Origin of the sequence: Dietzia sp. KRD202 (assembly GCF_017168155.1) — a bacterium.
Classification (GTDB): Bacteria; Actinomycetota; Actinomycetes; order Mycobacteriales; family Mycobacteriaceae; genus Dietzia; species Dietzia kunjamensis.
Genome location: NZ_JABFAN010000012.1, coordinates 121,319 through 136,729, shown reverse-complemented (window position 1 = coordinate 136,729; position 15,411 = coordinate 121,319). Strand labels below are relative to the sequence as shown.

General features: G+C 71.4%; 16 protein-coding genes. 9 read left to right on the top strand and 7 right to left on the bottom strand.

Annotation, left to right across the window (positions count from 1 at the left end; genetic code table 11):
- Positions 1-3: 3 nt before the first annotated feature.
- A complete protein-coding gene (locus tag J1M64_RS08995; protein ID WP_206473931.1) occupies positions 4-615 on the bottom strand; it encodes a GyrI-like domain-containing protein in 612 nt (203 codons plus the stop codon).
- 172 nt (positions 616-787) lie between these two features.
- Between J1M64_RS08995 and J1M64_RS08990 the strand changes: the two genes are divergently transcribed.
- A complete protein-coding gene (locus J1M64_RS08990) occupies positions 788-970 on the top strand; it encodes a hypothetical protein (RefSeq protein ID WP_067720103.1) in 183 nt (60 codons plus the stop codon).
- Positions 967-1,854 carry a hydrolase gene (locus J1M64_RS08985; RefSeq protein WP_206473930.1) on the top strand — a complete coding sequence of 296 codons (888 nt, stop codon included), beginning with the start codon at positions 967-969 and terminating at the stop codon, positions 1,852-1,854. Before J1M64_RS08990 ends, J1M64_RS08985 begins: the two co-directional genes overlap by 4 nt.
- A 7-nt stretch (positions 1,855-1,861) precedes the next feature.
- Here J1M64_RS08985 and J1M64_RS08980 read toward each other — a convergent pair whose 3' ends face one another.
- The 3 genes from J1M64_RS08980 to J1M64_RS08970 form a co-directional block, all read right to left on the bottom strand.
- Positions 1,862-2,272, bottom strand: coding sequence for a helix-turn-helix transcriptional regulator (locus J1M64_RS08980; protein ID WP_206473929.1), 411 nt, complete (start codon positions 2,270-2,272; stop codon positions 1,862-1,864).
- Positions 2,269-2,757, bottom strand: a complete 489-nt coding sequence (locus tag J1M64_RS08975) for an SRPBCC domain-containing protein (protein ID WP_241261325.1) — start codon at positions 2,755-2,757, stop codon at positions 2,269-2,271. The genes J1M64_RS08980 and J1M64_RS08975 overlap by 4 nt, the downstream gene beginning before the upstream one ends.
- A gap of 149 nt (positions 2,758-2,906) precedes the next feature.
- A complete protein-coding gene (locus J1M64_RS08970) occupies positions 2,907-3,800 on the bottom strand; it encodes an SDR family NAD(P)-dependent oxidoreductase (protein ID WP_206473987.1) in 894 nt (297 codons plus the stop codon).
- 215 nt (positions 3,801-4,015) lie between these two features.
- Here J1M64_RS08970 and J1M64_RS08965 point away from each other — a divergent pair, with 215 nt between their 5' ends.
- The 3 genes from J1M64_RS08965 to J1M64_RS08955 all read left to right on the top strand — a co-directional run bounded on the left by J1M64_RS08965 (position 4,016) and on the right by J1M64_RS08955 (position 7,339).
- On the top strand, positions 4,016-5,245 hold the full coding sequence (locus J1M64_RS08965; protein WP_206473928.1) for a lipase family protein: 1,230 nt from the start codon (positions 4,016-4,018) through the stop codon (positions 5,243-5,245).
- A 278-nt stretch (positions 5,246-5,523) separates the two neighbouring features.
- Positions 5,524-6,393: an alpha/beta fold hydrolase gene (locus J1M64_RS08960; RefSeq protein WP_120285743.1), complete on the top strand. Its 870-nt coding sequence runs from the start codon at positions 5,524-5,526 to the stop codon at positions 6,391-6,393.
- Between the two features lie 88 nt (positions 6,394-6,481).
- Positions 6,482-7,339 carry a hypothetical protein gene (locus tag J1M64_RS08955; RefSeq protein WP_206473927.1) on the top strand — a complete coding sequence of 286 codons (858 nt, stop codon included), beginning with the start codon at positions 6,482-6,484 and terminating at the stop codon, positions 7,337-7,339.
- 23 nt (positions 7,340-7,362) lie between these two features.
- On the opposite strand, the gene J1M64_RS08950 is transcribed toward J1M64_RS08955, so the two are convergent.
- On the bottom strand, positions 7,363-8,085 hold the full coding sequence (locus J1M64_RS08950; RefSeq protein WP_067720115.1) for a methyltransferase domain-containing protein: 723 nt from the start codon (positions 8,083-8,085) through the stop codon (positions 7,363-7,365).
- A gap of 397 nt (positions 8,086-8,482) precedes the next feature.
- Between J1M64_RS08950 and J1M64_RS08945 the strand changes: the two genes are divergently transcribed.
- Positions 8,483-9,838 carry a lipase family protein gene (locus J1M64_RS08945; RefSeq protein ID WP_206473926.1) on the top strand — a complete coding sequence of 452 codons (1,356 nt, stop codon included), beginning with the start codon at positions 8,483-8,485 and terminating at the stop codon, positions 9,836-9,838.
- 46 nt (positions 9,839-9,884) lie between these two features.
- Here the strand turns inward: J1M64_RS08945 and J1M64_RS08940 are convergent, their stop codons facing one another.
- Positions 9,885-10,319 carry a nuclear transport factor 2 family protein gene (locus J1M64_RS08940; protein ID WP_206473925.1) on the bottom strand — a complete coding sequence of 145 codons (435 nt, stop codon included), beginning with the start codon at positions 10,317-10,319 and terminating at the stop codon, positions 9,885-9,887.
- Positions 10,320-10,343: 24 nt separating this feature from the next.
- Here J1M64_RS08940 and J1M64_RS08935 point away from each other — a divergent pair, with 24 nt between their 5' ends.
- The 3 genes from J1M64_RS08935 to J1M64_RS08925 are packed head-to-tail and all read left to right on the top strand — an operon-like array spanning position 10,344 to position 12,159.
- Positions 10,344-10,874 (top strand): nuclear transport factor 2 family protein, encoded by a 531-nt coding sequence (locus J1M64_RS08935; RefSeq protein ID WP_206473924.1) that lies wholly within the window; start codon positions 10,344-10,346, stop codon positions 10,872-10,874.
- On the top strand, positions 10,871-11,773 hold the full coding sequence (locus J1M64_RS08930; RefSeq protein ID WP_206473923.1) for an SDR family NAD(P)-dependent oxidoreductase: 903 nt from the start codon (positions 10,871-10,873) through the stop codon (positions 11,771-11,773). Before J1M64_RS08935 ends, J1M64_RS08930 begins: the two co-directional genes overlap by 4 nt.
- Positions 11,770-12,159: a hypothetical protein gene (locus J1M64_RS08925; RefSeq protein ID WP_206473922.1), complete on the top strand. Its 390-nt coding sequence runs from the start codon at positions 11,770-11,772 to the stop codon at positions 12,157-12,159. The genes J1M64_RS08930 and J1M64_RS08925 overlap by 4 nt, the downstream gene beginning before the upstream one ends.
- Positions 12,160-12,325: 166 nt before the next feature.
- On the opposite strand, the gene J1M64_RS08920 is transcribed toward J1M64_RS08925, so the two are convergent.
- A complete protein-coding gene (locus tag J1M64_RS08920; protein ID WP_307872403.1) occupies positions 12,326-15,397 on the bottom strand; it encodes a class I tRNA ligase family protein in 3,072 nt (1,023 codons plus the stop codon).
- Positions 15,398-15,411 lie beyond the last annotated feature (14 nt).

The following is a 15,411-nucleotide window of genomic DNA, read 5'->3' as shown; positions in this document are numbered from 1 at the left end:
GGGTCAGGCGGCGTCGTCCGGGGTGCGGGCGGGGCAGAACAGGTCGGTCCGCAGGGTGGCCGGGTCCATGTCGGGGCTCGGCTCGGTCACGTAGACCTCCCAGAACGGGCTGCCCGGCGCGCGGCCGGTCGCGCCGATCGCGCCCATGAACTCGCCCCACGCCTGCCCGAGTCCGTCGTAGGAGCCGAGATGACTGGTCACCGCCACGTCCCCGGCCGGGAGCTCGGACGCGATGACCTGCATCCCGTCGATCTCGGACGGCTCGTCGGGGTGCAGCTCGGCCAGCGGTCGCGCCAGGGGGAACCCGATCTCCAGGTCCGCGGCGGGTTCGGGTTCCTCGGTGGTGCGCGTGTAGAGCGCGAACGCCGGCCCGGCCGGGGTGACGCCGGCGGCGAACAGGGCCGGGAAGGCCGTGCCGAAGGCCGAATCGAAGAACCCGGCGATCGTGGCCATGGGCACGCCGGTGGCGCGGACGACGGCGGTCGGCACGGCCGGTGCGCGCAGCAGCCGCACCCCGTCCACCGGCTGGGGCCCGAGGTCGGGGTACCCGGGTGGCGGGTCGGCCGGCGCGGTGTCGCGTGGGTCGTGGGACGGGGAGGATGACGACGACGACATGGTGTGCCCTCTCGCTGCGGCGGCGGTCTGTCCAGTGTGCGCCGCGGGCGGCCACCAGGGAAGACCCGCCGGGCAGCGGGCACCGCGCACCTGCGGGGCCTGCCACTGCGGCGCGGGTGGGTCGGGGGCCGCGACGGATGCGGCAGTCGCGCGCGACGGGGACAATCGGGGCATGCCGCACTACCGCCTCCACACCCCCGACCAGACGATCGACCTCGGCGACTTCGACACCGCCCAGGAGGCACTCGAGTCCGCCGTCTCCAGCCAGTCCGAGAAGATCCCCGTCGACGGGTCGCTCGAGCTGCAGATAGGCGACGACTGGCATGCCGTCGACATCGAGGGGGACATGCCGTGAGCCACGGTCGCGGTGCGGGCGCGGGCGGCGCACCCGTGGGCTCGGTGACCCAGTGCGCGACCTGCGGGGTCGAGCGCGCGGAGCCGCTACCGGAGGTGTGCCCGATCTGCGCGGACGAGCGCCAGTACGTGCCGTCCGGTGGGCAGCGGTGGACCGACCCGGAGGAGTCCCGGGCCCGGGGCGCGTCGATCGAGTTCGCCGAGCGCGAGACCGACGTCCTCAACCTCGTGCAGATCAACTGCCCCGGCATCGGGCAGAAGCCGGCGCTCATCCGCACCGAGCACGGCAATGTGCTGGTCGAGGCGCCGAACTACATCAGCGAGGAGGCCGTCGCCGCGGTGCGCGGGTGGGGCGGCCTCGCCGCGATCATCGCCTCGCATCCGCACATGTACGGGGTGCAGTCGCTGTGGTCGGCGGCGTTCGACGACTGCCCGGTCTACGTCTCCGCGCCGGACGAGCAGTGGCTGGGCCTGCGGCCGGGCAACACGGTGGTGTGGGGCGGGGGCCACGCCGCGGACCCGGCGGAGGGCGGCGAGATCGAGATCGTGCCGGGCGTGCGCGCGTCGCAGCCCGGCGGGCATTTCCCGGGCAGCGTGGTGGTTCACTGGACCGCCCCCGACGGTCGCGGCGTGCTGTTCACCGGTGACACGATCGGTTCGGTCGCGGATCCGGGGTGGGTGACCTTCATGCGCTCGTTCCCCAACTGGATGCCGCTGTCCGGCGCCGTCGTCCGCCGGATCGCCGACCACGTCTCGCATTACGACTTCGACCGCATCTACAGCAACTTCGGCGGCTGCGTGCCGCGGGACGCCCGCGGTGCCGTCCAGCGCTCGGCGGAGCGCTACGCCGCCTGGGTCGACGGCGAGTTCGACCACCTCACCTGACCTGCGGTCACTCTGCGCGCCGGGAGTGCTCGGCGTGTTCGGTGCGCTGGGCGTGCTCAGCGCGCTGCTTGACCAGGGCGAGCCTGCGATCCCAGCCCCGGGACACCGCGCCGAGCAGATCGGAGATCTCCCGTATCCGATCGGGCCGCACCGCGTGGACCTGCCGTCGCTGCTGTGGGCTCGCGGTGACGAGCCCCGATTCCACCAGTATTCGCAGATGCTTGGCCACCGCCTGCCTGCTGATCCCGAGGTCGGCGGCCACCGCGCCGGCGTCGTCCGGCCGATCGGCCAGACGGACGAGGATGTGGCGGCGGGTCCGGTCGGCGAGAGCGGCAAAGACGCCGTCCGCCTCGGGCGCGAGCAGGCCCGACAGCCCCTCCCCCTCGGCCTCGCGGGAGTCGGTGGGGACGTCGCTCACGCCTGATCCTCCGCCCGGCGCCGGGCGAGGTCGAGTTCGGTCGCCCACCCGGCGGAGTTCTCCTCGAACCGCTGGCGGCGCACCACCGCGTCGCTGCTCAAACCGGCGAATCCGGTCTCCCGCACCGTGAGCACCACGCCGGAACCCTGCGGCTCGACGGTGAACTCGATTGTGTTGGACGGGAACTCGTCGACGCTGCCGACCTGCCCGCCCAGCCAGCGGAACACCGCCCGGCGGGGCGGGTCCAACTCGACGGTGCGGATGCTGAACTCGCCGTGCACCGAGTCCACCACGCGCGAGACGTCACCCTCGGTGGTGATCTCGTGCTCGGTCCACTCGCCGTCGTTGATGAACCATCCCGGTTCCGAGACGATGCCCCACACGGTCTGCGCCTCGGCGTCGATGCGGATGCTGCGGACGATCTCGTCCGGCACGTCGTCGGTGGTCGTATCGGGTCCGGTTCCGGCCATTCGGTTCTCGCTCATCGGACTTCCCTCCCTCGCGGTGCGTTCCGCTCGGTGAATGCTGGGTCGCGGGGTGCACCTGTGGCTCCACCATGGCACGGGCGCAGCCGTAGTGCAACCTTTTGGTTGCACTAACCCGCGCGCGACCCCGCGAGCTGCTCGCGGCGGCCTCAGTCCGTCGCCGTCTCCGCCGCGGCGAACTCCCAGAAGCGCTCCGCGATCGCCGGGTCCGACGCCTCGGTGCTGCGTCCGATGAGCGCCGGCATCCCCCGCAGGTGCTGCATCGCGTCCGGCCCTGTGTAGCTGCACGGCGGCAGCGGACGGGTTGCGGCGAACATCGTCGTGAGCGCGGCCTGCGCGGCGGGCTGGGCGAAGAGCGAACACACGCCGGTCACCACCCGGTCGATCGCCGCACTTCCGGTCGCATTGGAGATCCCCGTGGCCGCCCAGCCGGGGTGGGTGAGCTGCACGTCCACCCCCGCCGCAGCCGCCTCGGCTCTCCCGTCCCGCAGCCGCTGGTCCAGCGCCAGGCCCCACAACATGTCGCCGAGCTTGGACTGGGCGTAGGCCGGGGCGGGGGCCCACCGTCGACGGCGACAATGCGGGTCCTCGACATCGAAGGACCCGCTCTTGTGGGCGTTGGAGGCGACGATCACCACCCGCCGCCGCACCAGCGGCAACAGCAGGTTCGTGAGCAGGAACGGGCCCAGCACGTTGACACCGAGAAGCATCTCGAAACCCTCGCCGGTCTCGCACCGGCGTGGAGTGATCGCGCCGGCGTTGTTGACCAGAATGTCCACCGGCTCAGGCTCACCGCCCAGCAACTCGCCTGCCGCCCGGCGGACGCTCTCGAGCGAGGCGAGGTCGACCTCCACCACCCGGGTTTCACCGGGCAGCTGCGCCGCCACCTGCCGCCCGCGCTCGGTGTCGCGGACGGCGAGGATCACCCGCGCGCCCGCCCGGGATGCGGCGCGGGCCGTCTCCAACCCGACCCCACTCGTCGCGCCGGTGATGAGCCAGGTCTGGCCGGTCAGGTCTGGGAGGTCAATCGTCTTCTGGGGCACGAGCGCAGCGTACGTCGCGTCCCGCCCGAAAGCGGTCGTGGCCACGGCGGAAATGGTCGTCGCCGTCGTGACGAGTCGGAGGTCCCAGCCCCGTGGCGACCGCCGAGAACGCCACGATCACGACCAGAATTCTGCCGGGGCCGACATGAGGCGGCACGTGCCGAAACCGCAGGCAACACGGGGTCGAAGCGGGCGGAACGGACTACCCTCCGGGTATGAACTCCGTCACCCCTCCGCGCTCCTCCGCCACCCGCTCGGGCCGCCCGCTGGCAGCGGCGACTGCGGCCCTCGTCGTCGTCGCCTCCCTCACCGCTCCGACCGCGAACGCGCAGCCCGCGCCCAACCCCGCGCCCACCTGGTCCGGGCTCGATACCCGCGAGTGGAACCAACCCGTCCCCTCCCCCGGCGTCGCCGCGGCGACGGTCCCGCTCGACCCCGCGCTCTCCCTGCCGCAGGCCGGGCGGGCGGTACGGCAGGCGTACGGGACGATTGACCAGCACGGCCGCAACGCGATCGCCACGTCCGCGGTGTTCCTGCCGCACGGCACCCCACCACCGGGCGGCTGGCCCGTCGTCGCCTGGGCACACGGCACCACCGGCCTCGGCGACGACTGCGCTCCGTCCACCCAGCCACGCTCCGAGCGCGACGCCGAGTACCTCGGCCACTGGCTGGACCGTGGGTATGCCGTGGTGGCTTCGGACTACGTGGGCCTCGGCACCCCCGGGCTGCTCAGCTACCTCAACGGGCAGGCCGCCGCGAGAGGGATCGTCGACTCGATCGTCGCCGCGCGCGCGGACGGGCTTCCGCTGTCCGCCAGGTGGGGACTCGTGGGGCAGTCGCAGGGCGCCGGCGCCGCACTCGTCACCGCGACCCGCGCCACCGAACTCGGCGCGCAGGCTGGCCTGGACTACCGGGGCGTCGTCGCGACCGGTGCGCCGGCGAACATAGAGCATTTGTTCCAGTGGGGCGGCCCCGGATTCCCGCCGGTGAACCTCCCGACCGGGCTCAACCTGTACGCGATGTACATCCTCGCCGGGTTCCGCGACCAGCACCCGGAACTCGGCATCAACGGGTTCCTCACACCGCAGGGTCGCGAGATGGTCGACGCCGCCGAGACGCTCTGCTACTCCGCGATGCGGGAGAAGGTCGGCGACTTCCAGGTTTCGCAGGCGCTGGCGCGGCCACTGCAGGAGATCCCCGACGTCTTCGGACACCTCCGCCGCTACATGGGCACGCCGGCAATGGGCTACGACCGGCCCGTGTTCCTCGGCCAGGGGCTGCTCGACATGGACGTCCCCGCCCCCTCGGCGCTGTCACTGGCTGCGGAGATGTCCCTCAACGCGCAGCCGCTCGAGCTGCACGTCTACCCGGACCGGGACCACAGCGGGACCGTTTACGCCGCCATCCCGGACGCCACCGCGTTCCTCGACCGGGTCATGAGGTGACGCCGGGGTGACGAGCCCGGGGTGGCCAAGCGGTCATCGCCACCCCCATCTACACCGACCGTCCATATGTGGCACTTCATAAATGCTGGCCAGCGTCAACGGCGTTAGTGCGGCCGGCGTGACACCCGTCATAATTGTTACCGACTTGTCACCCAGCGCGATTTCAGGTTAGAGTTTCGCCATCGCCGCGCGGGGATGTTTCAGGGACTCCCCGCGCGGCTGACTTAATTTCGGACGACGGTGGGATTCCTAGAACGTGTTCTAGTAGCGTGGGGGGCATGAGCGCCCTCGACTTCGAGTCCACCAGCAAGACCATCACCGCCGGCCGCTTCGAGCTGCACTACCACGAGGCGGGCGAGCAAAGCGTCGCCGAGCCCGAGAGCGCGGTGCCCGTCCTCTTCCTGCACGGATCCGGCCCCGGCGTGACCGCGTGGTCCAACTTCGCCGGCAACTTCCCCGTCTTCGCCGAGCGTTTCCACACCATCCTGCTGGACATGCCGGGATTCGGGAAGAGCTCCGACCTGGAGTGGGAGAAGGCCTACCCGCTCATCGCCGCCGAGGCGATCGACGCGTTCTGCGAGGCCAAGGGCATCGAAAAGGTCGACATCATCGGTAACTCCATGGGCGGCAACGTCGCCTGCGAGACGGCTCTCGCCTACCCGCACCGCGTCCGCAAGATGGCGCTCATGGGCCCCGGCGGCCTGGCCGCTCCCCTGTTCACGCCCGAGCCGAGCGAGGGATCGCGTCGGCTGTTCGAGTTCCTCGCGGAGCCGTCCGACAAGGCCATGGCGGCCTGGGTCGACACGATGGTCGGCAACAAGAAGGTCGTGGACGAGGACCTCATCCGCGCCCGCACCGAGGCCGCCACCGCTCCGGGCGCCGTCGAGCGGATGTACTCCGTGTTCGGCTCGATCCTCAAGCCCGAGAACGCCTACACGCCGCTGTACGCCCGCGCCTCGCAGATCCGGCAGGAGACCATGCTCATCTGGGGCCGCGACGACCGCATGCTCCCCTACGAGCAGGCCCACTTCGCGTTCCGCCAGCTCCCGCGCGCCGAGCTCCACGCCTTCTCGCGGTGTGGCCACTGGGCGATGATCGAGCAGAAGGACAAGTTCGAGCGCCTCGTGATCGACTTCCTGCTCAACTGACCCGGCGGCGGCGCGGGCTGGGCCGCGGCGCGGGCGCGACGGCCGGTCGCGGCAGTGCCGCGACAGGGTCAGGCGTTAGCCTCGGACCATGACCGACACGCCGCAGCCCGACCAGCCCGCCGTCGACCCGCAGACCGGCGAGGACCTGTCGTGGAAGCAGACCCCGGTGGCGATCGTCCTGCTCGACCGGCCCGCCCCCGGCCCCGACGAGGTCGGTGAACTCCTCACCGAGATCTTCGAGGGGTCGTACGAGGTCGAGCGGGGCACCGACGACGACCCCGCCACCGCCGTCTACGTCGAGGACGCGACGGTCATCGTGTCCGCGGTCGACGCGCCGGTGCCCGAGGCCATCGAGTACACGCGTGACCTGGCCGCCTGGAACGGCGGCGAGGCCGTGGTGGAGACGCACCGGTCCCAGGTCGTCGTGGCGGGGTTCCGGTGGGGACCGATCGGGGACGACGGCGAGCCGGGCGAACCCGAGTACCTGGACCCCCGGCTCGACACGCTCCGTTGCGAGTTGGCGGTCGCGAACGTCACAGCAGCCCTGACCGCGCTGCCCGGCGCGGTGGCCGTGAGCGTGGGCGGCGCCGCGGCGACCCTGCCGGCCGGCCCGTACCGCGATCTCGTGACGGGCAACCCCGTGCCGGCGCCGGCGCTCGTCGGGGTGCGGGCCGGGATGCAGACCGAGACCACCTCGTGCGTCTACACCAGCGGGTTGGGCCGGTTCGGCCGGATGGACCTCGAGCGACTCGACGTGGACGCTCCGCCCGCGGCCGTCTACGCCGAGATGTGCAACCTCGTGGCCTACTCGCTGGCCACCGGGACGATCTTCCAACCCGGCCTGACCCTCGAGGTGGGCGGCCCACAGCCGCTCGTCGCCACCGCCGGGGTCTCACCGTTCACCGGGCAGGAGATCCTCCGGTTGGCGCCCGCCGACCAGCCGTGAACCCTGCCGGCCGGCCATGAACCCTAGGGGCGCTGGCGGCCGTTCCGCTCGACGACCAACCGCGTGGTGGCGGCCAGCTGGAACGGCCGGATCACCGGCTCGATGCGGCTGATCAGCCGCTCCTTCTTGAGCTTGGCGATCACACTGCGCACCAGTTCCGGCAGCGGGTTCCCGGCGTGGTCGACCAGCGGGTAGATCCGCACCTCCGGCGCCACGCGGGCCATCTCCACGATCGCGTCGACATGGTCGGCCAGATCCATGCGGTCGGCGTAGGTGAACAGCAGGTGCGAGCACAGCACCAGGTCGGCCGAGTCATCGGCGAGGGGGAGCGAGGGCAGGGCCCCGGCCACGTACCGCTCGGGGGCGGTGGCCAGGTGGCCCAGCATCCGGTCGGCCGCCGAGCGGCGTATGACCTCGTGCCCCACGACCCCGCCGCGGACGTCCCAGTCATAGTCGAATTCGCGCGCGTGCTTCTGGGCCAGGGACCGCTCGACGTCCTCGAGGATCCGGCCGCGGAGGTCGTCCGCGCCGAGCGCGTACTGCGGGTCCACCGCGACGGCGTCGCCGCCGGCCGCACAGATCTCGGCCACCGCGCTGGCCGCGCCACCGGGGCAGTCGACGATGCGCCCCTTCAGGTCGGCCTCGTCCAGGCCGAACATATCGGTGTACTCGTCCAGCGACCGTGCACTGACGAGGACATCGGTGTCCTCGAGCGCGTGGAAGGTGGTGTGGGGACTTGCGGTCACCTGGGGACTCTCCTGAAGTCGGCTGGCCCGGTCCTGTTCCGGGCCGTGGGGTCTGAGGCGTTGACCCGGGTTCCGTCGGAGACCGTCTCGCATGGCGGATGCGGCCCGACCGATCCCGGCGGGCCCTCGCATCGTCGGTACTACGCCAAGACGGCATGGGCGATGCGGGACCACGTCGGTCCGGATCGCCAGCACATCAGCACGTCTTTGGGCACGCTCTCACCGTAACAGCGGGGTCGGACACCGGCCACCGAAATGTTCACGGTGATCAGAAAGGGCTGCCACACGAGGGCCCGGACGGCCGTGAGGTGGGACACACCTACGACTCGACACGCGTTAGGGTTCTGTCCCAACGGCGCGGGCCCACTGCCGCGCGGTCTCGACCCCGGGAGCATTCGTGAGAACACCGTCCAGCCGGCGCACACCATCCGGACCCTCCACCGTCGCCGCAGCGCTCGCGCTGGCCGTCGCGGTCGCCCTGGCCCCCGCCCTGGCCCCTGTCGGCGCGCCCGAGGCCGCCGCCCAGGGGTCGTCGACCGCGCCGGATCGCACCGCGTTCTACGCCCCGCCGGCCGAGCTCCCCGCCGACCCGGGCGCGATCATCCGCACCCAGCCGATGACCATCACTCCGAGCCTGCCCGATGTGATGAACGGCGGTGCACTGCCCGCCGACGCCCAGCGGATCATGTACCGCTCCACCGGCGCCGCGGGCGCTCCGATCGCCGTGACCGGCACGTTCCTGCAGCCCAAGGCGCCCTGGACCGGCCCCGGGCCGCGCCCGCTCGCGGTGGTCACGCCCGGAACGCAGGGGCAGGGCGACCAGTGCGCGCCGTCGCGCTCCATGGAGGTGGGCCTGGGTATCCAGACCGCGCCCCCGTCGATGGCCGCCGGGTACGCGATCATCGACGCGCTCACGATGGTGATGGAAGGCTTCGCCGTCGTCGTCACCGACTACGAGGGGCTCGGCACGCCCGGCCACCACCCGTACGTCAACCGCGACTCCCAGGGCCGGTCGGCCCTCGACGCCGCCCGCGCGGCGGTGCGGCTTCCCGGCACGGACCTCGCGCCCGACTCCAAGACCGTGATCAGCGGCTACTCGCAGGGCGGTGGCGCCGCCGCCGCGGCCGGGGAGATGCAGCCGGACTACGCACCCGACGTGAACCTGGTCGGCATCGCGGCGGGAGCGCCGCCGTCCGACATGCTCGGCACGCTCGACCGCGTGGACGGCGGACTGCTCACCGGCGCGGTGGGATACGCGATCAACGGCATCCTGCAGGTCCACCCCGAGCTGCGGCCGGCGTTCGACCGGCATCTCAACGCCGAGGGGCAGCGCATGCTCGAGGTGACCGCCGGGCAGTGCGTCGCCGAGACCGCCTTCGCCTACGGCCTGAAGCGTACGAACGAGTTCACCGTGGACGGCCGCTCGCTCGGCGATGCCGCGCGGTCGGAGCCGGAGATCGTCCGGGTGCTCGAGGGCTACAACCTGGGCAGGGTCGCGCCGGCGGTGCCGGCGCTGGTCATGATCGGCAGGAACGACGACGTCGTCCCGCACCACACGGCCGTCGACCTCGTCCGCGACTGGTGCGAACAGGGCACCACCGTGGAGCTGCGGACGGCCGAGGTGCCGTCGATCGCCCCCGGCCTGGTGATCGACCACGCCATCCCGATGCTCTCCGAGCGGTCGACCAACGCCCGCTACCTCCTGGACCGCGTCCTCGACCGCCCGGCGCCGAGTTCCTGCGGGACCGTCTGAGGCGGCTGACGCGAACCGGACCGGGCCGGGGCGGGCCCGCCCCGGCTCAGGGCAGGTTGTGGTGGAACGCCTGCTGCTGGCTGAGGCGGGAAATCCGCCAGCCGTCATCCGTGCGGACGAAGTCGAGCACGTACCAGAGCCCGTAGAAGAACACCTGCTGGTCCTTCTCCTCCACCGGCTTCAGCGCCATCGGGTTGAAGCACATGCAGCGCCCGGTGGCCGAGTCGCCGTCCAGGCTCACCTCGAGGTTGCCCATGAGGTGCTGTGTGGCGGCGAAGATCGGCAGCATCTCGGCCAGCCAGGCCCGCACCGCCGGGTAATCGTCCTCCGGGCCGCCGGACGCGGCGTAACTCACGCGGGCGTCCGGCGTGAACACCCGGTCCAACCCGTCGAAGTCGCGCGAATCGATGCAGGTCGCGTACCTGGTCATGAGGTCCTGCAGGTCCCAGCGATCGGATAGTTCGACCAGTGTTCGGCTCATGCTCCCTACGCTAACGTGAGCCCTATGCAGTACGAGGAGGAAGTCCGCGCCCGCGAGGCGATCGAGCAGCTCAAGTACCGGTACTGGCGGGCCTGTGACGCCAAGGATCCCGAGGGCTTCCGGTCCTGCTTCGTGGCCTCCGGCGGGGTGCTGGACTTCGGCCCCCTCGGGCGGACCGACCCGGACACGATGGTCGGGATCTTCCGTCAGATCGCACTCGCGACCGCCTCCGACGGCGGCCCGCGGATCCTCGACATGCACCACGGCTTCATGCCGTCGATCGTCGTGGAGGGCGGCGGACCGAGCAGCCCGCCGCGGCGCGCCACGGGGACCTGGACCCTGCAATTCCGCCAGGTGGACCGGGACAAGGGCACCGAGACGCTCTCCACCGGCGAGTACTCGGATGCGTATGTCATCGAGGACGGCCGCTGGGTGATGGCCGAATGCCTGTTCACCCCGGGCTGGTCGGTCACCCGCACCCTCGACGACGCCACCGTGACCTACCCCGAGGTCCACACCGTCCCGGGTGCCGCCACCGCCGGAGCGGACTCGTGAGCGCCCGCGTCGCCCTGGTGACCGGTGGCAGCCGCGGAGTCGGACGCGGTGTGGCCACCGCCCTCGCGCAGGCCGGGTGGACGGTCTACGTGACCGGCCGGTCCGCCGAGCGCCTGCAGGGCACGATCGACGCGGCCTCCGGCGCCCCGGGCGAGATCCGCGCACTCAAATGCGACCACTCCCGGGATGACGAGATCGTCGCCGTCGTCGCCCGGATAGCAGACGAGACCGGACGCCTGGACCTGCTGGTCAACAACGTGTGGACCAACCCCAAGGGCTTCATGGGGTTCAACGGCAAGTTCTGGGAGCGGCCCGCTGGCGACTGGGACGCCCTCATGGGCGTCGGACTGCGCGCGCACTACGTCGCCAGCTGCGAGGCCGCCAAGGTGATGGTGCCGCAGGGCTCCGGGCTGATGGTGAACATCTCGTCGTTCGGTTCTCGCGCACCGTTCCACACCGTGCTCTACGGGATGAGCAAGACCGCCCTCGACAAGATGGCCTCCGATATGGCGCACGAACTCGCCGGCGCAGGGGTCTCCACCCTCTCGCTGTGGTTGGGCCTCATCCGCACGGAGCTGCTGCTGTCGCTGGGGATGGACGACTTCAACGGCTTCCCGCTCGACCGCGCCGAGGACCCCACCTTCGTCGGACGGGTCATCGCCGCCCTCGCCGAGGACCCCGACCTGGCCCGGATGAGCGGCTCGACCGTCATCACCGCCGAGTACGGGCGCGAGAAGGGAATAAGGAACGACGACGGCGAGGTCCCCCTGTCGCACCGCGGTGCTTTCGGCGGGGGTCCGCTCTTCCCGCCGGTGACGGACGAGCAGCTGGGTCTGGACACGGTGGACGAGGTGGCCGCGGCGGGCGGTCACAACGGGTTCGGCGGGAGGATCGAATGACATCTGCCGAGTTCGGTGAGATCAACGACCCGCTCGAGCGCCTCGAGCGGAACGAGCGGCAGGGCACCCTGGCCTTCCGGTATGTGCTGCTGTCGATAGTCGCGATCGTGACCCTGGCGACGGTGATCGTCATGCTGCAGGGCGGCATCAACGACGAGTGCACGGACGACGGGGCGCTGTGTATGACCGCCGACCGCGTCGAGGTGGTCGTCCTGCCGCTGCTGCTGTCGATCATCCTGGCGGTGATGGCGGGCGTGACGACCTACCGGCGGTGGAAGCAGCGCATCCGGTGGCGGCCGTGGCTGTACGCGACCTATGCGATGTGGATGGTCACCACGGCGTACCTGATCGTCTCGTCCTCGGCGGTGTTCGTCCGGGCCGGCTGAGGGCGGCCACTTCCCCGGAGACCCCGCCCACGCACGACATCCGCTACCCGGATTCCGGATCGGCTACCCGCACGGGAGTAGCGGATCCGGAATCCGGATAGCGGATACGGGGCCGGGGCCGGATCTGGGGCCGGGGCCAGAACAGGGGCCGGATCTGGGGCCGGACTCAGGGGACGATGTTGACCATCTTGCCCGGCACCACGATGACCTTCCTGGGCGCCGCGCCACCGAGGTTCTCCTGCACCTTCGCGTCGGCCAGAGCCGCCGCCTCGACGTCGGCGGGCGAGGCGTCGGCGGGGACCGTGATGCGCGAGCGCACCTTGCCCTTGATCTGCACCGGGTACTCGACGGAGTCCTCGACCAGGTAGGACTCGTCGTGCTCGGGGAACGGCCCGTGGGCCAGCGACCCGGTGTGCCCGAGGCGCGACCACAGTTCCTCGGCCAGGTGCGGGGCGACCGGCGCCACCATGAGCACCAGCGGCTCGACGACCGAGCGTGGGGCGCCCGGCCCCTCGGTCGGGTACGTCTTGGTCAGGGTGTTGACGTACTCGATGAGCTTGGCGATCGCGGTGTTGTCGCGCAGGCCGGCGAAGTCGTCGCGGACCCCGGCGATGGTCTTGTGCAGCGCCTTGAGCACGTCCTCGCCCGGCGCGCCGTCCGCCGACTCGGTGTCGGTGACGCGGACCTCGCCGGTGTTCTCGTCGATCACCACGCGCCACAGCCGCTGCAGGAAGCGGTGCGCGCCCACGACGTCCTTGGTGGCCCAGGGCCGGGAGGTGTCGAGCGGGCCCATGGACATCTCGTACACGCGCAGGGTGTCGGCGCCGTAGGAGTCGCAGATCTCGTCCGGGGAGACGGAGTTCTTGAGCGACTTGCCCATCTTCCCGTACTCCTGGGTGACCTCGATCTCGGCGGCGTCGGCGCCGGCGGAGGTGTCGGTCCAGTAGAACTTCCCGTCGCGCTCGGTCACCTCGGCCGCCGGCACGTAGACGCCACGGGCGTCGGTGTAGGCGAAGGCCTGGATGTAGCCCTGGTTGTACAGGCGTCGGTAGGGCTCCTCGCTGGTGACGTGGCCCAGGTCGAATAGCACCTTGTGCCAGAAGCGGGAGTAGAGCAGGTGCAGCACGGCGTGCTCGACGCCGCCCACGTAGAGGTCGACGCCGCCCGGGTCGTCCGCGCCGTGGGTCTCGGGCCGGGGCCCGGTCCAGTAGCGCTCGTTCTCCAGTGCGCACAGCTGCTCGGAGTTGGTGGGGTCGATGTAGCGCAGCTGGTACCAGCTCGAGCCGGCCCAGTTGGGCATGACGTTGGCGTCGCGGGTGTAGGTCTGCAGGCCGTCGCCCAGGTCGAGTTCGACGGTCATCCAGTCGGTGGCCTTGGCCAGCGGCGGGGAGGGCACGGAGTCGGCGTCGTCGGGGTCGAACGAGACGGGCTTGTAGTCCTCGACCTCGGGCAGCTCGACGGGCAGCATCTCGTCGGGCAGGGCGTGGGGCACGCCGTCGGAGTCGTAGACCACCGGGAACGGCTCGCCCCAGTAGCGCTGGCGGGCGAACAGCCAGTCGCGCAGCTTGTACTGGATGATGCCCTCGCCGGTGCCCTGGCCCTCGAGCCAGTCGATGGTGGCGGCCTTTGCCTCGTCCACGGCCAGCCCGTCGAGCACCAGCCCGCCGGAGTTGGTGGAGTTCACGGCGACGCCGTCGCCGGTGAAGGCCTCGGCCTGCACGTCGATCCCGGCACCGTCCGCCGGCGCCACGACCTGCACGATGGGCAGGCCGAAGGCTCCTGCGAACTCGTGGTCGCGGGCGTCGTGGCCGGGCACGGCCATGATCGCGCCGGTGCCGTAGCCCATGAGCACGTAGTCGGCGACGAACACGGGGATCTGCTCGCCGTTGACCGGGTTGATGGCGTGGGCGCCGAGGAAGACGCCGGTCTTCTCCTTGTTCTCCTGGCGTTCCAGGTCGGTCTTCTGCGCTGCGCGCCGGCGGTACTCCATCACGGCCTCGGCGGGCGAGGAGTGGCCGCCGGTCCAGCGCTCGTCGAGCCCGCCCCCGGCGCCCGCACCGCCTGCACCGGCCGCGCCGGCCGCGCCGGCCGCGCCGGCCGCGCCGGTCTCCGGCCAGAACGGGCCGGCCAGCTCGTCGACCAGCGGGTGCTCGGGCGACAGGACCATGTAGGTGGCGCCGAAGAGAGTGTCGGGGCGGGTGGTGAACACCTCGATGGACTGGTCCGCCACGGCGAAGCGGACGCGGGCGCCCTGCGAGCGGCCGATCCAGTTGCGCTGCATGGACTTGACCTTGTCGGTCCAGTCGAGGCGGTCGAGATCGTCGACCAGCCGGTCGGCGTAGGCGGTGATCCGCATCATCCACTGGCTCAGGTTCTTGCGGAAGACGGGGAAGTTGCCGCGCTCGGAGCGGCCCTCGGCGGTGACCTCCTCGTTGGCCAGGACGGTGCCCAGCCCGGGGCACCAGTTGACCGTGGAGTCGGAGAGGTACACCAGCCGGTGGGCGTCGAGGACCTTCTCCTGCTCGGCGCGTGAGAGCTCGGCCCAGTCGCGGCCGGCGTACTCGCCCGGCAGGGGGCGGGCACCGGAGACGAACTGCTCGACCAGCTCCGCGATGGGCCGGGCGCGGCCGGTGCGGGTGGGGTGCTCGCCGCCGTCGATCGCGCGGGCGGGGGCCTCGGGGTCGTACCAGGAGCCGTGGATCTGCAGGAAGATCCACTGGGTCCAGCGGTAGAAGTCGGTGTCGGTGGTGGCGAACACGCGGCGGCGGTCGTGGCCCAGGCCGAGGCGGCCGAGCTGGCGCTCCATGTTGGCGATGTTGGCCTCGGTGGTCACGCGCGGGTGCTGACCGGTCTGGACGGCGTACTGCTCGGCGGGCAGGCCGAAGGCGTCGTAGCCCAGGGTGTGCAGGACGTTGGTGCCGAGCATGCGGTTGTAGCGGGCGAAGACGTCCGTGGCGATGTAGCCGAGCGGGTGGCCGACGTGCAGGCCGGCGCCCGACGGGTAGGGGAACATGTCCTGGACGAAGAGCTTGTCCTCGGGCGGGGCGGCGCCGTCCGGGTCGGCGAGGGGGCCGACGGGGTTCGGGGCCTCGAACGTGCCGCGCTCGGCCCATTCGGTCTGCCAGCGCGACTCGATCTCCCCGGCCAACCCGGCTCCGTAGCGGTGGGCCGGTCCGGTGTCGGACTGCGGTCCGGTCTCGGACTGCACGCCGGTGACGGTCTGGTCGCTGCTGCTCACGGTTGTCTGCTCTC